18 protein-coding genes are annotated in these 18,990 nt (G+C 69.4%); 7 read left to right on the top strand and 11 right to left on the bottom strand.

Annotated features, from left to right (window positions below):
* The first annotated feature begins 23 nt into the window (after window positions 1-23).
* The 3 genes from ABZT87_RS24170 (at window position 24) to ABZT87_RS24160 (ending at window position 3,328) form a co-directional block, all read left to right on the top strand.
* Entirely contained in the window at window positions 24-791 is a 768-nt protein-coding gene (locus ABZT87_RS24170) for an IclR family transcriptional regulator (RefSeq protein ID WP_355138275.1), read from the top strand.
* A 42-nt stretch (window positions 792-833) separates the two neighbouring features.
* Window positions 834-2,357, top strand: coding sequence for a glycerol kinase GlpK (gene glpK, locus ABZT87_RS24165; protein ID WP_355138273.1), 1,524 nt, complete (start codon window positions 834-836; stop codon window positions 2,355-2,357).
* A gap of 458 nt (window positions 2,358-2,815) precedes the next feature.
* Window positions 2,816-3,328, top strand: a complete 513-nt coding sequence (locus ABZT87_RS24160) for a hypothetical protein (RefSeq protein ID WP_355138271.1) — start codon at window positions 2,816-2,818, stop codon at window positions 3,326-3,328.
* Between the two features lie 173 nt (window positions 3,329-3,501).
* Here ABZT87_RS24160 and ABZT87_RS24155 read toward each other — a convergent pair whose 3' ends face one another.
* Genes ABZT87_RS24155 through ABZT87_RS24140 form a run of 4 tightly spaced genes read right to left on the bottom strand, consistent with a single transcriptional unit; the run spans window position 3,502 to window position 8,002 of the window.
* Window positions 3,502-4,167: a TcmI family type II polyketide cyclase gene (locus ABZT87_RS24155; protein ID WP_354862540.1), complete on the bottom strand. Its 666-nt coding sequence runs from the start codon at window positions 4,165-4,167 to the stop codon at window positions 3,502-3,504.
* 27 nt (window positions 4,168-4,194) lie between these two features.
* Complete coding sequence (locus ABZT87_RS24150) at window positions 4,195-5,421, bottom strand: cytochrome P450 (protein ID WP_355138269.1); 1,227 nt, start codon at window positions 5,419-5,421, stop codon at window positions 4,195-4,197.
* Window positions 5,418-5,729 (bottom strand): antibiotic biosynthesis monooxygenase family protein, encoded by a 312-nt coding sequence (locus ABZT87_RS24145; protein WP_354862537.1) that lies wholly within the window; start codon window positions 5,727-5,729, stop codon window positions 5,418-5,420. Before ABZT87_RS24145 ends, ABZT87_RS24150 begins: the two co-directional genes overlap by 4 nt.
* A gap of 5 nt (window positions 5,730-5,734) precedes the next feature.
* Window positions 5,735-8,002: an FAD-dependent oxidoreductase gene (locus tag ABZT87_RS24140; RefSeq protein WP_355138267.1), complete on the bottom strand. Its 2,268-nt coding sequence runs from the start codon at window positions 8,000-8,002 to the stop codon at window positions 5,735-5,737.
* A 334-nt stretch (window positions 8,003-8,336) separates the two neighbouring features.
* Here ABZT87_RS24140 and ABZT87_RS24135 point away from each other — a divergent pair, with 334 nt between their 5' ends.
* Complete coding sequence (locus ABZT87_RS24135; protein ID WP_355138265.1) at window positions 8,337-8,669, top strand: AEC family transporter; 333 nt, start codon at window positions 8,337-8,339, stop codon at window positions 8,667-8,669.
* Between the two features lie 219 nt (window positions 8,670-8,888).
* Here ABZT87_RS24135 and ABZT87_RS24130 read toward each other — a convergent pair whose 3' ends face one another.
* The 7 genes from ABZT87_RS24130 to ABZT87_RS24100 all read right to left on the bottom strand — a co-directional run bounded on the left by ABZT87_RS24130 (window position 8,889) and on the right by ABZT87_RS24100 (window position 15,836).
* Entirely contained in the window at window positions 8,889-9,539 is a 651-nt protein-coding gene (locus tag ABZT87_RS24130) for a hypothetical protein (RefSeq protein WP_355138263.1), read from the bottom strand.
* Between the two features lie 116 nt (window positions 9,540-9,655).
* Entirely contained in the window at window positions 9,656-10,177 is a 522-nt protein-coding gene (locus tag ABZT87_RS24125; RefSeq protein WP_355138261.1) for a hypothetical protein, read from the bottom strand.
* Between the two features lie 893 nt (window positions 10,178-11,070).
* Complete coding sequence (dmpG, locus tag ABZT87_RS24120) at window positions 11,071-12,102, bottom strand: 4-hydroxy-2-oxovalerate aldolase (RefSeq protein ID WP_355138738.1); 1,032 nt, start codon at window positions 12,100-12,102, stop codon at window positions 11,071-11,073.
* A 29-nt stretch (window positions 12,103-12,131) separates the two neighbouring features.
* Window positions 12,132-13,094 carry an acetaldehyde dehydrogenase (acetylating) gene (locus tag ABZT87_RS24115; RefSeq protein WP_355138259.1) on the bottom strand — a complete coding sequence of 321 codons (963 nt, stop codon included), beginning with the start codon at window positions 13,092-13,094 and terminating at the stop codon, window positions 12,132-12,134.
* Complete coding sequence (locus tag ABZT87_RS24110; RefSeq protein WP_355138257.1) at window positions 13,091-13,912, bottom strand: fumarylacetoacetate hydrolase family protein; 822 nt, start codon at window positions 13,910-13,912, stop codon at window positions 13,091-13,093. Before ABZT87_RS24110 ends, ABZT87_RS24115 begins: the two co-directional genes overlap by 4 nt.
* 198 nt (window positions 13,913-14,110) lie before the next feature.
* Window positions 14,111-14,710, bottom strand: a complete 600-nt coding sequence (locus ABZT87_RS24105) for a cysteine hydrolase (protein ID WP_355138255.1) — start codon at window positions 14,708-14,710, stop codon at window positions 14,111-14,113.
* A gap of 10 nt (window positions 14,711-14,720) precedes the next feature.
* A complete protein-coding gene (locus tag ABZT87_RS24100; RefSeq protein ID WP_355138253.1) occupies window positions 14,721-15,836 on the bottom strand; it encodes a zinc-binding dehydrogenase in 1,116 nt (371 codons plus the stop codon).
* Between the two features lie 194 nt (window positions 15,837-16,030).
* Between ABZT87_RS24100 and ABZT87_RS24095 the strand changes: the two genes are divergently transcribed.
* The 3 genes from ABZT87_RS24095 (at window position 16,031) to ABZT87_RS24085 (ending at window position 18,597) form a co-directional block, all read left to right on the top strand.
* Window positions 16,031-16,909, top strand: a complete 879-nt coding sequence (locus ABZT87_RS24095) for an alpha/beta hydrolase (RefSeq protein WP_355138251.1) — start codon at window positions 16,031-16,033, stop codon at window positions 16,907-16,909.
* 1 nt (window position 16,910) lies between these two features.
* Entirely contained in the window at window positions 16,911-17,852 is a 942-nt protein-coding gene (locus ABZT87_RS24090; RefSeq protein ID WP_355138249.1) for a 3-carboxyethylcatechol 2,3-dioxygenase, read from the top strand.
* A gap of 70 nt (window positions 17,853-17,922) precedes the next feature.
* Window positions 17,923-18,597, top strand: a complete 675-nt coding sequence (locus tag ABZT87_RS24085) for a GntR family transcriptional regulator (RefSeq protein ID WP_139583154.1) — start codon at window positions 17,923-17,925, stop codon at window positions 18,595-18,597.
* Window positions 18,598-18,990: the final 393 nt, after the last annotated feature.

The raw sequence follows: 18,990 nt of genomic DNA, 5'->3' as shown, positions 1-18,990 counted from the left end.
AAACGCGATTAGCATTCCGCCCCATGCCGGGTCAGGTGCAGTCCATCACGCGGGCCGCGGCGATCCTCCGCCTGCTGGCCAGCAGCTCCGGCCGCCTCGGCATCGGGGAGATCGCCCGCTCCCTCGACCTGGCCAAAGGCACCGCGCACGGCATCGTCCGCACGCTCCAGGACGTCGGCTTCGTGGAGCAGGACAAGACCTCCGGCAAGTACCAGCTCGGGGCGGCCCTGCTGCACCTGGGCACCAGCTACCTCGACGTCAATGAACTGCGCTCACGCTCCATCAACTGGGCCGACCCGCTGGCCGCGCGCAGCGGCGAGGCCGTCCGCATCGGCACCCTGTTGGACGGCAAGGTGCTGGTGGTCCACCACGTCTTCCGGCCCGACGACACCCTGCAGACCCTCGATGTCGGGACCCTGCTGCCCCCGCACGCCACCGCGCTCGGCAAGGTCCTGCTCGCCTACGACGTCGGCGCCGCCAACGCGGTCATGCAGGGCGAACCCGAGCCGTACACCCGGCGCACCCTGGTCACCGTCCGGACCCTCAGCCGGGCGCTGACCGCGATCCGGGACAACGGCTGGGGCGCCGAGATCGAGGAGATGACCCTCGGCGAGGCCGGTATCGCCGCGCCCATCCGCGGCTACGGCGGCCTCGTCGTGGGCGCGATCGGGCTCTCCGGCCCGGTCGACCGCGTCTGCGACGCGCAGCGCCACCCCCGCCCGACGCTCGTCGCGTACGTCCGCGACGCCGCACGCGCGGTGTCCCGGGACCTCGGCGCGGCGCGTTGGTGATCCGTCCACCCTGCACCGCCATCCGCCCAGAGAGGACGAGGAATGACTGACAGCTACGTCGTCTCCATCGACCAGGGCACCACCTCGACCCGCTGCATCGTGTTCGACCGCCGGGGCAACCTCGTCTCCGTGGCGCAGCGGGAGCACCAGCAGCACTTCCCCCGGCCCGGCTGGGTGGAACACGACGCGCTGGAGATCTGGCGCAACGTCGGCAAGGTGGTGCCCAGGGCCCTCGCCCAGGCCGGCATCGTTCCGGGCCAGGTCGCCGCGATCGGCATCGCCAACCAGCGGGAGAGCACAGTGGTGTGGGACCGGCGAACCGGCATCCCGGTGGCGCCGGCGATCATCTGGCAGGACACCCGCACCGACACACTGGTGGAGACGCTGGCCCGGGCACCCGGCGCCGAGGACCTCCGGCAACACTGTGGGCTGCCGCTGGCCACGTACTTCTCCGGCCCCAAGCTGCGCTGGCTGCTCGACCACACGCCCGGGCTGTACGAGCGGGCCGAGCGCGGCGAGGTGCTTTTCGGGACGATGGAAAGCTGGCTGATCTGGAACCTCACCGGCGGCCCGGACGGCGGTCTGCACCTGACCGACGTCACCAACGCCAGCCGGACCATGCTGATGGACCTTCGCGCGCTCGGCTGGCACCCGGACTCGCTGGCCTTCTTCGGCATCCCGGCCGCCATGCTGCCCGAGATCCGCTCCTCGTCAGAGGTGTACGGCACCGCGACCGCCGTCCTGCCCGGCGTGCGGATCGCGGCGGCGCTCGGCGACCAGCAGGCCGCCCTGTTCGGCCAGACCTGCTTCGCGCCGGGCGACGCCAAGTGCACCTACGGCACGGGCAGCTTTCTGCTGCTCAACACCGGCACGGAGCCGGTGCATTCCAGCCACGGGCTGCTCACCACCGTCGGCTACCAGATCGGCGGGCAGCCGGCCGTCTACGCCCTCGAAGGCTCCATCGCGATCACCGGGTCCCTGGTGCAGTGGTTCCGCGACCGGCTGGAGCTGATCAGTTCGGCGCCGGAGATCGAGACCCTCGCCCGCACTGTGGACGACAACGGCGGCTGCTACATCGTGCCGGCCTTCTCCGGGCTGTTCGCGCCGCACTGGCGCAGCGAGGCGCGCGGCGTGATCGTCGGGCTCACCTCGTACATCACCAAGGGGCACCTGGCCCGCGCGGTGCTGGAGGCCACCGGCTGGCAGACCCGCGAGGTGGTCGACGCGATGAACGCCGACTCCGGCCTGGAGTTGACGGCGCTGCGGGTGGACGGCGGGATGACCGCCAACAACCTGCTGATGCAGTTCGTCGCCGACGTGGTCGCGGTGCCGGTGGTGCGCCCGATGGTCGCCGAGACGGTCTCCCTCGGCGCGGCGTACGCCGCCGGGCTGGCGGTCGGCTACTGGCCCGACCTGGAGGGGCTGCGCAGCAACTGGCACCCCGCCGCCCGCTGGGTGCCCCAGATGGACAACGCCGTGCGCGCCGAGGAACGGGAGAACTGGCAGCGCGCGGTGGAGCGCACCTTCGGCTGGATCAAGCCCGAGGCCCGGGCCGCCAACGAATGACCTTCGGGGGCCACCTCATCGATACGCCGATCCCCCATGCCTGCATCACCCGATTCCCGTTCGAGCCGTACGCCCGAGGATTAAACGGCGACACCGCGGCGGCCACCACTGGCACGTACTCGGCGAACGTCGGGGCTAGCGGACGGGCCGGCCCTACCTCCAGCCCGGCCAGCGACGGTCTGGCTCACGCCGCCTCACCGCCCGCCACGGCGGCGTGCACCCGCACTCCATGGGTGCAACTGCACCTCGGCTACCTCTGCCCGGAACCGGTCCGGTCGGGGACGTTCTCGACGCAGACCAACCTTCGCCGCCCGCGGACCGACACGTGCGAGCACTACGGCACCCGTCGTCCACAGTCACCACGCGCCCCGCATCCAGCTCCAGACCTAGGGCTCCGTGCTCGTCGGCCCGCTAATTGGTCCGACCCGTCCGACCAGGGCTGGTAGCGTGCGCCGAACATGAAGATCATGGGGGAAACATCGATGAACCGAACTCGACTCGTCCTGACTGGCTCGGCCGTTGCGGCGGCAATCGTGCTGTCCGGCTGCGATCCGCAGCCCGAATCTGCGGGCACCGCAACCTCGCCGTCCCCGGCGGCCTCGAGCGCCGCCCCGACCGGTAGTGCGGCCACCACCGCGACCAGCACCGCGGCCAACGACGCGGCCACAGTGAAGGCCTGCGCCGACATCAAGAAGGACATCAAGGACAACGCGGCTAAGGTCACCAAGGCCGAGAAGATCGGCCCGCCGGCCGGACACTTCGCGGTCAGTGCCCAGTGGGCCGCCGGCTCGGTCGCGATCCTGGCGCACTCGATGGGCGCCAACGAGGCAGTCACCGCCGCCAGCGAAAAAATCCAGAACGAGATGATGGGCCTGAGCGACGCGTACAACAAGTCCGCCGGCGCCAAGCCCAGCAAAAAGGCCCTGGAAGCCGCTATCAAGGAGCTGGACACCGCCTGCTCGGCCACCTGACCGGTTCGACCACGCAATCGGCGGTGACCCTCACCCGGACGGTCACCGCCGATTCGCGTGTCCGTGCGGCCTGCCGCACTGGTCGCGATGGACGACGCCGCCCGTCACACCCCGTACGCCTCGGCTTCAGCCCGGCGTACGGGGGTGCGACGAATAGTGGTTTCGGCGCGGGTTCAGTCCTGCGCGCGCCAACGGTAGAAGACGGTCGCGACCTGGTCCTGCGGGCCGTGGCAGAGGTCCGGCCGGTACGGCTCCACGTAGGGGCCGAGATCCTGCATCACCTTGCCGAAGGCCGGCTTCTCGGCGTGCTGGTCCCGGGTCGCCTCGGCCGCCGACGACTCCTGCTCCAGCAGGTGCACGTAGACATCGTCGATGGAGTAGAGCCAGCGTCCGGTGACACCCAGGTCGGTCGGGAGCGACCCGGCGTCCGACTCGCCGAACACCCGGGCCACGTCCGGCTCGGCGCCCGGCTTGATCCGCCCCACGATCACGGTGAGCGTGGTGTCCTCGGGCGGCTCGCCCTCCGGCGCCCAGTGGTAGAACTCCTTGGCCACCGAGTCCGACGGGTTCTTCCAGTAGCGCGGGTACGGCGTCACGTACGGGCCGATCTCCTCGGCGATCTTCTGGAAGGCGGGCAGCCCGCGCGTCTGCCCGGAGATCCTCGGGTCCTGCTCGCGCTCGATCACGTGCAGGTAGAGGTCGTGGTGCGACAGCAGGTACCGGCCGATGACGCCGAGATCCTGGGGCCGGGTGGCCTGGTCGTAGTGGCCGAAGACGTTGCCGACGATCTCGTCGCTGCCGGGGACCATGTGGCAGACGATCACGTTCCGGAAGACCATGACGTGCTCCTTGGCTGGGTAGGCGGGCTAGACGGTGAAGGTGACCGGCAGTTCCAGCAGGCCGCGGAAGGGCGAGGCGGCGGGCAGCCGGCGCACCTCGGCGAGCGGGACGGCGAGCCGCAGCCCGGGCAGCCGGCGCAGCAGCGCGGAGAGCGCGAGCAGCGCCTCCATCCGGGCCAGCGAGACGCCCAGGCAGTAGTGCACGCCGTGGCCGAAGCCAAGGTGCGGGCCCCGGACCCGGCGCAGGTCGAGCCGGTCGGGGTCGGTGAAGTGGGCAGGGTCGTGGTTCGCCGCGTTGATCGCCACCCCGACGATCGCGCCGCGCGGGATGCGTACCCCCTGGTATTCGACGTCCTCGGTGGCGATGCGCGGGCTGGCCACCGGCAGCGGGCCGTCGAACCGCAGCAGCTCCTCGATCGCGGTCGGCAGCAGCCTCGGCGTGGTCCGCAGCAGCTCCCACTGCTCCGGGTGGGTGAGCAGCGCCAGCACCGCGTTGCCGAGGAAGTCGGCGGTGGTCTGGTGGCCGGCGAACAGCAGTAGGAACGTGGTGGTGACCAGCTCTGCCTCGGACAGGGTGTGGTCCCGGTCGACCGCGTCCACCAGCGCGCCGATGATGTCGTCGGCCGGGTCGTCGCGCTTGGCCCGGACCAGGTCGGCCAGGTAGTGGTGCAGCCGCAGCTGGGCCTCCTGCACCGCCGCCCGTTCCTCGGCCGGGGGTCGGCTGGTCGAGCCGGAGGTGCGGATCACCTGGGTCCAGTCGAGCACCCGGTCGTGGTCGACCGGCGGCACGCCGAGCAGCTCACAGATGACCGTCATCGGCAGCGGGATGGCGAAGTCCCGCATCAGGTCCGCCTCGCCCTGCGGCACCATCTTGTCGATCAGCTGGTCGACGATCGCGGCCACCCGGGGCCGCAACGCCTCGATCCGCCGCGGCGCGAACGCCTGCGACACCACCCGGCGCAGGCGGGTGTGCTCGGGCGGGTCGGAGTTGAGCATGTTGCGGTTCAGGCCCTCCGAGTTCGGGCCGAAGATCCGCAGGTAGTGCTGGTCGGGCCCGTAGAGGTCCTTGGACAGCCGCGGGTCGGTCAGCGCCGTGCGCGCGTCGTCGAAGCTGGTGATCAGCCACGAGTCGAACCGGGGCGAGCCGACCGGGCAGACCGGCCGCTCGGCACGCAGCCGGGCGAAGGTGGGATAGGGATTGGCCGCGAACGCCTCCGTGTACAGCTCGCTCGCCGGCACCACGTCGTCGGTCATCGGGCCTCCCCCGGCTCGCTGTTCACACTGTGCAGCACCTGGTAGGTGTGTCGTTCGGCGGACTCGCGCAGCTCCCGGACCACGCGCAGCAGCCGGTCCCGGTGCGCGCTGCGGCCGAAGGCGTCCAGCCGCTCCCGGTCCGCCCAGTCGCTGATGACCAGATAGCTGCTCGGGTCGTCGGCGTCGCGGACCAGGTCCTGGTGCAGGCAGCCGTCCAGGGTGCGGATCTCCTCGGCGGCGGCGCGCCACTCCGCCTCGAAGCGCTCCTCGCACCCCTGCCGGGTCCGCATCGCCAGCACCGTGCGCACCCGGCTCACCGCGCGCCGCCGAAGACCAGGTGCAGGTGCTTGCGCAGCGCGTCGGCGTCGACCGGGGCGCCGCGGAAGCCGACGTGCCCGTCCGGACGGATCAGGTAGAGCCTGGTGCCGGCCAGGCCGTACCCGGCGCGGAACCGGCGGTCGCCGTCGCGCAGCACCGGCGGGTCGGCCAGGCGCGGCTCGGCGACGTCCGGGTCGAGCAGCAGGTACGCGTCGAGTTCCCCGCCGGCCTGCCGCCGCGCGTCGGCGCACAGGTCGGCGAACCCGGCCAGCTCCGTCGCGCCGGCCGTGGCGTCGGCGTAGAGCAGCAGCGTGTGCCGGGTGCCCCGGGTCAGGTCCCGCAGCCGCAGCGGATGCCCGACGCCGCGCCGGCGCAGACCCTCGACGTCCGGCGCGCGGTCGCCGGGACGGGGCGCGTCACCGAGCCCGGCCGGGTCGGAGACGGTCTCCCCGACCAGCGGGCTGCCGGCGTAGCTGAGCAGCAGGGACATCTCCTGAAGGAACTGCCGTTCCAGGTCGGCCCGGTCCAGTTCCTCGGTGCCGGCCAGCCGCACCGCGCGGCCGACGATCTCCTCGCCCTCCGGGCGCCGCTCGGCCTCGTAGCTGTCCAGCAGACCGGGGGCGGCCAGCCCGCGTACCGCCAGGGCCAGTTTCCAGGCCAGGTTCCAGGCGTCCTGGATGCCGGTGTTCATGCCCTGGCCGCCGGCCGGCGGGTGCAGGTGGGCGGCGTCGCCGGCGACGAAGACCCGGCCGTGGCGGTAGCGGTCGACGATGCCGTGGCTGATCCGGAACACCGACGACCAGCGCAGGTTCGTCGCCCGGGTGCCGGGCGGGGCGAGGCGGTCGAGGGCGGCCTGCACGTCGTCGAGGGTCGGCTCGCCGAGTTCCTCGCTGAAGCCGGGCGGGGCGTCCTGCCCGCCGGTCCGGGCGAAGAACCGGGGTGGGGCCAGGGTGGCGATGCGGTAGCGGTGTTCGCCGCGCAGCGGCACACAGACCAGCATCCCGTCCATCCGCCCGTCGGTGGTGTGCAGGAAGCGCAGCAGGTGCCCGTCGGGCATGTCCCAGTCCACGTCGACGTCCACCAGCATGAACAGCTGCGGGAACTGGCCCAGCCCGCCGGTGAAGGTGAGGCCGAGCCGGTCCCGGACCCGGCTGTGCGCGCCGTCGCAGCCGATTAGGTACGCCGCGCGTACGGTCTCGGTGGCGCCGTCGGCGGTGCGGACGGTGGCGGTCACGCCGTCCGCGTCCTGGGTGAAGTCCACCAGTTCGGCGCCGCGCCGCGGGCGAACCCCGAGCGCGGCCAGCCGGGCGGTGAGGATGCGTTCGGTCTCGTACTGGGGCAGGCCGAGGTGGTCGTAGGGCAGGCCGGGCAGCTCCCAGCTCATCCGGTGGGTCTGCTCGCCGTTGACGAAGACCATGTTGCCGGTGAGCCAGATGCCGGCGTCCATCGCCTCCCGCACGACGCCCTGCTCCTCCCAGATCTCCATGGTGCGGCAGTGCACGCCGATCGCCTTGTCGGCCTGCCCGGCCGGGGTCGCCCGCTTGTCGATCACCCGGCAGTCGATGCCGCGCCGGGCCAGCTCGACGGCGGCGGTCAGCCCGGTCGGGCCCGCCCCGACGACCAGTACGTCCGTTGTCCTCTGCACATCGGCCTCCCTGCCTGTGGTGTCGAGTCGCCGGCCGTCCCCACCGGGCACGACGTGGAACAGGCGGCGTCGGATGTCGAGAAGGAACGGTGCGATCGGCCCGGCCTGCGCCGAGGCGTGAGCCGGGTCGCCGATCCAGTCGAGGAACTCGGCCGCGGTGTCCCACTCGGCGAAGATGTGGTGCACGTCCGAGCCGGGTTCGCGGAGCAGCTGCTCACGCCGGTAGCCCGGCACGGCGGTCATCCGCCGCACCACCTCGGGGTAGCCGCGATGGAACTCGGCGAGCCGGGCGCTCGGCACGGTCAGCTCCACGTCCACGTAGACCGGGCCGGTCCCGTCGCCGGTCTCGACCATCGGCGGGTAGTCGGGCGGGCCGGCCGGTTCGGTCAGCGGCCGGAGCAGGTCGGACAGGCGGGCGGCCACCGGCCCGTCCCGGTAGGCGCGCAGCGCCTCCTCGTCGGCCCACTCGGTGACCACGACGAAGCCGTACGGGTCCAGCGCGTCCCGCAGCAGCTCGTGCCGGAGGCCGCCGGGGAGCGCGCCGAGCTGTCCGGCGACGTCCTCCCAGGCCGGCCCCACCGCGGGCGCGCAGCCGGGCCGCGCTCGCAGCCGGAGCATCGTCCTGATCATGCCGCCCCCTCGCACCGTGCCGTCCTCGTGCCGCGACCCTGCCAGAGTCCGCGTCACCCGGTCGTCACCGGCGGCCCGGGCGGTGTGGCCGTGCGGTGACGCGGCCGGAACGCCACCCCCTCCCGGCAAGCCGCCGTCATGTAACTATCTCCTTGGGCATGACTCCTTACGACTCGGATACCCGTGCCTGGCAGGCCCGGCGCTTGGGTAGCTGCCCCGGCCCGACGACATGTTTTCTCGGTCCTAACGGGATGCGAGGCTGAACGCGTGGCTCCCCGATCGACGTACACGTGGGCGGCCGCCCGGCCGCCCGGTACGCACCGTGGACACGTCGGCCGCCCTGGCCGCGCTCGGCGCGTCGCTGCACCGCACGGCGCCGTCGCGGGCAGAGCCGACCGAGCTAGAGCTGGCCGTGATCACCGCGCTGAAGCTCGTCGCACAGCCGGTCATCGCGTACGCGGCCGGGCTGGCCCTGCACCTGTCCGCGCCACAGTTGCTCGCCGTGGTGGTGTGCGCGGGCCTGCCGACAGCGCAGAACACGTTCATCTTCGGCCAGGAGTACGGCGTCGGCGAGGCGGTGGCCAACCGGGCGGTCGTGGTGACCACGACGCTGTCACTGGCCACCCTGGCCGCGGCGGCGGCGCTGCTCGGGTAGCTCCGCCGGCTGACTCGTCCAGCAATCATGGTGAGTCACGCCGACCATGGCGCTGGCGGACACGTCTGCGGCCACGATCATCGCCTGGTGATGTAGCGAGCGATCTTGAGTGAGAGTGGACGGACGGCTGTTGCGCCATGTCGGCGGCAGATCCGGATACCTGTGAGCCGTGGGTCTCGGCTAACGACACACGGGCGGTAGGAGAAATCCGCGATTGGATCAGACGTTGTCGGTCCAGGGTTTCCCGACGCCCGCGCGTGACACGCTGCGCCCACCTGGCAGGTCAAGAACATCGATGAGGCTGGGGTCCTCGTCGACGGCATGGTGCAGGTGCCCGACTTTGCCGTTGCTGCCGCTCGCGTCGGTGGCTCCGACCAACTGCCAGACCCCGTCGTCCGCGTCGTGACTGACGAACAAGACAGGCTCATGACGTTCGAACACCTCAGGGGTCTGGACACAGACCGTGCCAAGCAACCAGTGCCGCATCCACCAGGCTCGCCGGTCGTTCTCCATGACATGGTCGGTGACCCACCAAACGAACGGCAGGTCCTCGTGGGCACGCGACTGCTCCGCGGTCAGGTCCGGGCCGCCCTGCGGGACCCGCTCAAACGGCTCGTCGACCAGGGAGAACGCATGACCACCGTCGTTCACGAAGACGACGGCGTGGAAGGTGCCACCACCCGGATTGCCGACACCAATCCCAACGGACAGTCGGGCGACATGCGGGTCCGAGCCGGTGGTCCAGCCGAACGCGTACGAAGCCAACTCCCCACGCGGCCCCACGAACTCGCCGAATGCCCGCCGGTCCATGCCGCTGGCATCGGCCGTCGGCACCTCAACGAACGCACCCTCGAGCACCTGGATATCCACGCCGGCAACCTATCCGATCGCGCACATCAACCCGCAGTCGCACGCCTCGATGCCGCAGATCCGGATGTCCGCCGTACGCGACCGTCGTCGCGCTGGCGATCGGCCGCACCTTAAGATCAGGTTCTGTCGCGGTGACGGCGGGCTTCGATGTCGCGCAACACGTCCGGGTCCCATTGGCTGGCGTTCCAGTCGACGCTGGTCGGAGTGGGCGACAACGGCCACGCCGGGTCCTGCCCGGTGACGGGTGAGTAGTGTCCGGCGACGACGCGGTCGACGTGGGCGATCAGCCGCAGAACCCGCCTTCGGCTGTGCAGCACGCCGCCGATCAGCGCGGCGGCTCCGACGGTACGCAGGGCTGCCTGGCCGAACAGGACGGCCGGGGCGGTTCGGTCGACGGCCAACCAGGCCGTGGCGGCGCTCAAGACGACGCAGGAGGAGAAGACGCGTATGCCCCAGTGGCGGCTGTACGAGCGGCCCGAGGAGCCGTGCGCCTCGGCGATCTGACGAGTGCCGCGGCCCCAGATCAGTCCGCTGATCCCCAGGCCGATGACGGCGACGATCAGAGTCAGGTTGGCCAGGACGTAACCGATCGCCGCCCCGGTTCCGGACGGGGGCAGCGGGCGGGCACGGTCGCTCACGGCGCTGCCGAGGATCGCTGCGGCGATCGCGGCTAGGGCGAAGAGAATGGCGAAACCGGCTACGAACCAGGTCGCGATGTCCCAACCCGCTGTCCTGGGCGCGGGTGGAGGTGTCGAGGACCGGCACGTATGGCCTTGGCCGGGACCTTCGAGTTCGGTTCCGCATTTCGTGCAGTGCAAAGTGTTCCCCTCAGCGGCGCGACCAAGCCTCTGCCAGGCCAGATGAGCTGGGTGTCGCGCATCTTCCCGCACAGGACGGAGGGCCCGCCGGGTTCGGTGCCTAGCGGATCATGCCCGGTCGGCGCCGGTCCGGCGACCCCGAATCCCGCTGCTCGTCCTCGCCCCGGTTCCGCGCGGGTTGCCCGATGCCGCACAGGTGTCGGGTTGCTGCCGGTAGGGACGGTTTCTCGACGGCGACGTTGGCAACTCATAGCCGCCACCAGCACGGCTGCACGAGCATCAGCTCAGGCGGAACCGCCCCCCGATGTTCGCCATGCGCGTGGATGCTTCGTGTCGTCGTCTGCCGATTCGCAAGGATCGGTTGATCTCGCGAATCTCCACAAATACTGGTGTCCGAGGGCGACGAGCACCGCCGCCGCGGTCGCCTACTGGCGCCGCCGCGGCCGTCGTCTGCACCCGGCGGACATCGCCGTACGGATCGGCAAGTCCGAACGCACCGTCGGCCGCTACTGGTCGCGACCGGCCACAAACCGCACTTCCCACGTCAACGGGCGCCTTGCTGACAGCCTCCGCCGCTGACACCACCGGCCGGCCCTGTTTTGGCCCGACGACCACATCCGCTGGCAGGTCCCCGACTGCGATCCGCTGCGGGGGAATGGCGGACCATGGCGTTTTAGCACCGTACAGCGGCGGACACCATCCCCGGGCGAGACTCAGCTCGCCGCGCGAGAGGCCAACAGGTCGAGCGCGATGTCGACGATCATGTCCTCCTGTCCGCCGACGAGTTGCCGCTTACCGACCTCGAGCAGGATGGTGCGTACGTCGATGCCGTAGTGCTTCGAGGCTGCCTCGGCGTGCCGGAGGAAGCTGGAGTAGACGCCGGCGTATCCGAGGGTGAGGGTCTCGCGGTCCACGCGTACCGGGCGGTCCTGGAGCGGCCGGACGAGGTCGTCGGCGGCATCCTGGAGCGCGAAAAGGTCGCAGCGGTGGGTCCATCCGTGCAGGTTGGCCACGGCGATGAACGGCTCGATGGGGCAGTTGCCAGCTCCGGCACCATGACCGGCCAGAGAGGCATCGACGCGGGTCACGCCCTCCTCGACTGCTACGACCGAGTTGGCCACCGACAGCGAAAGGTTCTCGTGGGCGTGGATGCCGATCTCGGTCTGGGGGTCGAGGATGTTCCGGTAGGCGCGGATCCGCTCGCGTACACCGTTCATGGTGAGGCGACCGCCTGAGTCGGTGACGTAGACGCAGTGCGCTCCGTAGGACTCCATGAGCTTCGCCTGCTTCGCCAGCTCGTCGGCCGGGGCCATGTGGCTCATCATCAGGAAGCCTGAGACGTCCATGCCGAGGTCGCGGGCGTGGGCGATGTGCTGGGCGGACACGTCGGCCTCGGTGCAGTGGGTCGCGACCCGCACCGAGCGGACGCCGAGCCGGTAGGCCTGCTCGAGTTCTGCGACCGTGCCGATGCCGGGCAGCAGCAGGGTAGTGAGAGTGGCGGTTTTGATGTTGTCGGCCGCGGCCTCGATCCACTCCCAGTCGCTGTTCGACCCGGGGCCGTAGTTGAGTGACCCCCCGGCGAGGCCGTCACCGTGGGCGACCTCGATCGCGTCGACGCCTGCGGCATCGAGGGCGGCGACGATTTTCGCGACGTCGTCCGGCGAGACCCGGTGGCGCACGGCGTGCATTCCATCGCGCAGGGTGACGTCCTGAATGTAAAGATTCACGGGGGCGGAGCCGGTCATGGCATTGGTCTCTCGGTCGGCAGGGGTCGTCAACGGGTCACCTCACGGGCGACCTTGGTGGTGAGGCGGGCGGCGATGGCCTCCGCGGTACGGAGCGCGGCGGAGGTCATGATGTCGAGGTTGCCGGCGTAGGCGGGCAGGTAGTGCGCTGCGCCCTCGACTTCGAGGAACACCGTTACTTTGGTCGTCGCCGGTCCGGCACCCGTGGGGAGCAGCGTATGCACCGGCTCGTCGTCCGGGATGGGGGTGAACTGAACCTCCTGCTTCAGGCGGTAGCCAGGCACGTACGCCGCGACCTGCTTGACCATGTCCACCACCGAGGAGCGGATCGCGTTGTGGTCGGCGTCACCGATGAGCGCGAAGACGGTGTCGCGCATGATCAGCGGGGGTTCGGCAGGGTTCAGGATGATCACGGCCTTGCCGCGCAGGGCGCCGCCGACCCTCTCGATCGCTGCCCTGGTGGTCTCGGTGAACTCGTCGATGTTCGCGCGTGTGCCCGGCCCGGCGGAGCGGGACGAGATCGAGGCGACGATTTCGGCGTAGGGGACCGGTGTGACGCTGGAGATGGCGTGCACGATCGGGATGGTGGCCTGGCCACCGCAGGTGACCATGTTGACGTTGTCGACGTCGCTGTCGAGGTGTTCATCGAGGTTGACCGGAGGCACTACGTACGGGCCGATCGCAGCGGGGGTGAGATCGACCACCTTCTTGCCGTAGGGGGAAAGCTTCCTGGCATTGACCACGTGTGCGGAGGCGGAAGTGGCGTCGAAGACGATCTCGATGTCGTCGAAGCCGTCCATCGCGATCAGCCCGTCCACGCCCTCGTGGGTGGTGGGCACGCCTAGCCGTCGGGCTCGAGCCAGACCGTCGGATTCCGGGTCGATGCCGACCATCGCGCCCATCTGGAGGGTTTCGGAGAGTCGCAGCACTTTGACCATCAGGTCCGTGCCGATATTGCCGGAGCCGATCACGGCCACCTTGATCTTGCTCATCGCATTTCCTTCGCCGAGAACGTGGCGGTCACGGTGCCGAGGGAGGAGATCTCGGCTCGGACCCTGGCGCCGGTGGGAGTGGCAACCATCGGGCCGAGCGCGCCGGAGAGTACGACCTGGCCGGCACGCAACGGCTCGCCGAGCTCACGGGTGGTACGAGCCAACCAGAGCAGCGCGTTGAGCGGATCGCCGAGGCACGCGGCGCCGTAGCCCTCGGACACCAGGTCGTCGTCGACGTACATCCGCATCGTGACGTCGACCGGCTCGAAGTCGGTGAGCGTCACCCGCTGCGAGCCGAGCACGTAGAGCCCGCTGGAAGCGTTGTCGGCGACGGTATCGGTGATGCGGATGTCCCAGTCCGCCACCCGGCTGTCGACGATCTCCAGCGCGGCGACGGCGTAGTCAACCGCGGCACGGACGACGTCGACCGACAAGTTCTCGGAGTTGAGGTCCGCTCCCAGTACGAACGCGATCTCCGCTTCCGCCTTGGCCTGGAGCAGTCGCCCACTCGGGATTACGGGCAGGTGGGAGGCATCCATGTCGTCGAACAGCACCCCGAAGTCGGGCCGGTCCACCCCCAGCTGCTGCTGTACGGCGGGAGAGGTGAGGCCGATCTTGCGGCCGACGATACGCGCGCCTGCAGCGAGCCGGTTCCTGGTGAGTCGCTGCTGTACCGCGTAGGCCAGCTCCATGTCGCTGTCACCGAGCAGGTCACGCACCGGCTCGCACGGCGTGCCGTTGCGCGCTGCGGATTCGAGCCGGTCGGCCGCCTGAATGATGGCGGCGGCCCGATCGGTGCTTGTGGGTATCTGGGTCATCTGTGTCCTCGTGTCGGGTCGCCGCCGAGGACTCGGGCAGGCCCGCGGCCGGGCTACCGCTGTCATCGGTACGACGTGCGATGGGCGGACGCGTCCGGTGTCTGCTGTGGAGCGTCGGGGTCTCCGGAAATGCGGCAGACATGGCCGGAGACCCCGAAGATGGCGCGCGCGCGGGCGATTCGCTGGCGCGCCGAGCGGTCACGACAGCTGAGAGGTGAACTCGTCAACGGCGGCGACGGCGGCGAACAGCCCCATCGAGCCCAGAGATGCTTCGTGGGCGCCGGCGTCCGCGGCGGATGACGCGTCCGAAAGGACCACGGTGTGGTAGCCGAGGTCGGCGGCCTGTCGCACGGCGCCTTCGACAGATGCGTTGGTCGCGACGCCGCACACGACGACGTTCTCGATCCCCCGCTCGCTGAGGAGGTCGGCCAGTGCGGAATCGGTGAACGGACCCGGTCGCTTGTGCGTGACGACCACGTCGGACTCCGTGACCGTGAGCTCGGGGACGAGTGCTGCGCCCTCCGTGCCGTCCTTGAGGCAGCCTGCCTGCGCCACCATCTGCAGCAGCGGAAGCGTGGGGTTCAGGTCGGAGTGATCGGGTGCGAACGCGATACGCAGCGGAACCACGACTCCGCCCCGGTCGCGCAGGTGCTCTGCCGCGGCGTTGACCTTCGTGATGACGTCGCGGGCGGTGTACTCGGCAGAGAAGATCGTCCCGAAGGCGGTCCCCTCCGTGACGATGTCGTGCTGGAGGTGGACGATGAGGAGCGCGGTTTTGGACGCGTTGAGCTGGTTCATCAGTGGGTCCTCACTTGTGGGGCTGGACGATGACGCTGGCGAATCCGCCGTCGCGGTGGTTGGCCGCCGCCTGCACGGCCTCGTTGGCCTGCTCGAGCGGGAAGTGGTAGGCGTCGAGGTGGCTCAGGTCGAGAGTGCCCGCAGCCGCCATCCGGGCCATGTCCTCGCCCTCGGCGGTGGTGAACCACAGGGACCCGATGATGCTGATGTGCATGGTCATGAGCCGGTACATGGGGATGGGGAGGTCCTCGGGCATGGCGCCGATGCTGACCATCCGGCCTCCACGGCGCAGCGCCCAGATACCAGCCATCGTCACGTCAGCCGTCGCGGTGTCACCGGTGGCGTCGAGGAACACGTCGACGCCGCGTCCATCCGTGTGGGACCGGACCCACTCACCAACCTCCTGCTCGCCGAAGGAGAGGACCTTGATGCGTGCCGGGTCGATCTGACGGACCCGCTCCAAGCGCTCCTTGTTGCGCGCCACGGCGAAGATCTGGGTTGCCCCCATGGCGCGCGCCAGGAGGACGGCGTTGACGCCGAGAGTCCCGGTCGCACCGTGGATCAGGACGCTACTGCCGGCGCGGACGTCGCCCTTGCGTAGGCCGCTGTAGGCCGTGCCCAGGTAGCCGAAGCGCGTGGCGTGGTCGAGCGGAACGTTCTCCGGGATGACGATGACGTTCTTGACTGGCGCCTTCACGTACTCCGCAAGCCCGCCGTACGGATAGTCCTTGTGGATCTCGGCGGACTCCGGTCCGAAGCCGAAGTAGCCCATGAAGGTGTAGGCCGGGTCGTTCATCGGCTCGCCGTTGCGGGCGGCCCACGAGTCCCCGGAATCCAGGCCCGGGTTGATGTAGACCCGGTCGCCGGGCTTGAGGTTGCGTACCCGGGAACCGACCTCGGTGACGACGCCGGCGCTGTCCATGCCGAAGACAGCAGGCAGCTGCGGCAGGGGGAGGAAGGGCTTGACTGTCGGGTAGGTGTTGATGACGTTGCGCAGGTTCTGGACGATGGCCGCCGCCTCGACGCGGACAATCACGTCCTGGTCACCCGGGACCGGCTTCTCAATCTCGTCGATCTGGAACTTGCCGCCGACTTCGTGCAGCCGCGCGGCTCGCATCGTTGCCATGTTCGGACTCCTCACAGGTAGCGTTCGGCAGCCTCCCGGGAACGGGGCCGCCGGAGATTGGCATGCCACATCGTGGCACGAGGTGATCGCTACCACAACCGCCACCTTGCAAAAGCTCTATCGCGCACCACCCGGTATGGACATTACATCGGCCAGCTAGCATGCTAGTTGAGACGTCGAGGGGAAGGACGGACATGACCGAGCGTGAGTTCACCAGTGTGTGGTCAGACCTCGCCCAGGTGGAGTTCAGCCAGGGCTTCATCCAGGCGGGGCCCTACCGGACCCGCTACCTGAAGGCAGGGTCGCAGGACAAGCCACTGCTGCTCATGCTGCACGGTGTCACCGGTCACGCCGAGGCCTACGTGCGGAACCTGAAGGCGCACGCCGAGCACTTCAACGTCTACGCCATCGACTTCATCGGGCACGGCTACTCGGCCAAGCCCGACCACCCTCTGGAGATCCCCCACTACATCGACCAGGTCCACCACGTCATGGACACGCTCGGCTACGACAAGGCGTACTTCAGCGGCGAATCGCTGGGCGGCTGGGTAACGGCCCGTTTCGCCCAACTTTATCCCGACAAGGTGGAGCGGATCGTGCTCAACACCATGGGTGGCACGATGGCCAACCCGCAGGTGATGGAGCGCCTCTACACGCTGTCCATGCAGGCAGCGGAGGACCCGTCCTGGGAGCGGGTCAAGGCGCGCCTGGAGTGGCTGATGGCCGACCCGTCCATGGTCACCGCCGACCTCATCAAGACCCGCCAGATGATCTTCCAGCAGCCGGACTGGCCGCGGGCCTGCCGGATGAACATGGCTCTGCAGGACCTCGAGACACGCAAGAGGAACATGCTCAGCGACGACGACCTGCGTGCGATCAAGGCGGAGGCGCTGGTGATCTGGACGACCAAGGACCCCTCGGGCCCGGTCGACGAGGGCCGGCGCATCGCCGAGCTGATCCCCAACGGCCGCCTGCAGGTCATCGAAAACGCCGGCCACTGGCCACAGTACGAGCAGACCGCGGTGTTCAACCGCGTGCACCTGGACTTCCTGCTCGGAAACGAAGCAGTGTGAGATGACCGTTGCACTGATTGCCACCTCTCACAGCCCTCTGCTCGAACACGCCGACCTTGAGGCTGGGGTGGCAGCCGAGCTCGATCAGGCGTTCACGACCGCCCGGCGCTTCGCGGAGGACTTCGACCCGGAGCTTGTGATCAGTTTCGGGCCGGACCACTACAACGGCTTCTTCTACAACCTGATGCCGCCCTTCTGCATCGGCTATGCGGCGAGCAGCGTCGGCGACTACGGCACTCAACCGGGCCCCCTCAACGTGCCAGAGGAGATCGCACGAGGGATCGCCGAGGCCGTCATGTCGGCAGGCATCGACCTCGCGGTCTCCCTTCAAATGGAGCTCGACCACGGCGCAGTCCAGCCCATGGAGATCCTCTTCGGCGACATCGCCGCCCGCCCCGTGGTGCCGATCTTCCTCAACTCCGTCGCGCCACCCTTCACCCCGCTCCAGCGAGTCCGGCTTCTCGGCGAAGCAGTCGGCCGTCATGTTGCCCAACTGGAGATGAGGACCCTGCTCATCGCCTCTGGCGGTCTCTCCCACGACCCGCCCGTCGCTCGACTGGCAACTGCCACGCCTGAGCAGCGCCGGGTCCTGCTGGGTCACCATCTGCCCGCGACTCCGAGCTGGCGGAAGGAACGAGAGCAGCGCGTCGTCGAGACCGCCAGGGCCTTCGCAGCAGGCACCGCCGATATCCAGGACCTCGCCCCCGACTGGGACCGCGCCCTCATGGCCACCCTCGCCTCGGGTGACCTGACCAGCCTGGATGCGTGGACGCCAGAGGAGATGGCCAGGATCGCCGGGAACTCCTCACACGAGGTGCGGTCCTGGATCGCGGCCTATGCCGCACTAGGATCCTGTGGCGCTTACAGCGTTCAGTACAGCTACTACCGACCGATCCGTGAGCTGATTGCGGGCTTCGGCCTGACCACTGTGACCCTCGACTGAGCACGACCGACGAGACTCGTCGACATGGTTGGCTTGTGCCCAGCGCCAGCACCTGAGATTGGGAACCGCGATGAGCATAGCCACCGAATCGGGAAGAACAGACGTCCCGTTGGGACGTCTGCTGTTCGACCGCCTGCGAGAACAGCTCGTCGAGGGCACGTACCCACCCGGCTCCCGCGTGCCGATCGATGCGATCAAGGAAGAGTTCGGGGTCAGCAAACAACCCGTCATGGAGGCGCTGCGACGACTCGCCACGATGGGACTCGTGGAGATCGTGCCCCAGAGCGGCTGTGTTGTCCGGCAGTACACCCAGCAGGAGGCGCGCGACTTCTTCGGCGTGTTCGGCTCGTTCGAGGGTGACATCGCAGCAGCGGCGGCCCGTCGACACACTCCAGAGGAACTCGTAGAGCTCGACCACGCGTTCGAGCTGCTACATCAAGCGGAACACACCCCCGAGGTCGCCCAACGCAGTCGCGACTACTTCCAGTACAACGCCGGCTTCCACCGGGTCATCCACCGGATGGCCCGTTCGCCGCTCATAGCCGACCTCAGCCAGCGCATGTGGGTACTGTCAGACTTCCTGATGTACGGCTTCGCCGGCGCCGCACCCATCGCTGGCGCCGTCGATGCCCGAAATCACGACCACGACCTGATACGAACCGCAATCCGGGATCGCAACGACACCGTCGCCAGAGCCGCCATGGACCACCACATCCGATCCATCACCCGGCTCTTCGCCGACTGATCGTAGTTACCATCGGAGTTGGTGCCTGTCGCCGACATCGCGCACCGGTTATCGCCGATGCAACCCCTAGATTCTCCGCGACCACCGCCACACCGCGTCCGCCACGCGCAGCATGATCGGCAGCGGGCCGCGCCGGGATGGCAAGAGGTCCAACGAGCAGGAGTAGGGGCGGCCACGAGGTGGTTCGCACTGGCGGGCCGCCCCGCTCACCGCCAGCCGGCGACCTCACCCGTCAGTGGTCCGGTCAGTCGCGTTGCCTGTCCCGTGCTGCTGGTTCTGCCGCAGAGCTTCCTCGAGTTGGTCTTCGAGGATGATGATCCGGCAGGCAGCCTCCAGGGCGGTACCCTGGTCGACCATCTCCCGGGCCCGAGCGGCCAGGCGAAGCTGGTAGCG

Source organism: Micromonospora sp. NPDC005237, from assembly GCF_040607775.1.
In the GTDB taxonomy this organism is placed as follows: Bacteria; Actinomycetota; Actinomycetes; order Mycobacteriales; family Micromonosporaceae; genus Micromonospora.
Note: the sequence above shows the minus strand (reverse complement) of the source record. Positions and strands in the feature narration are given on the sequence as shown.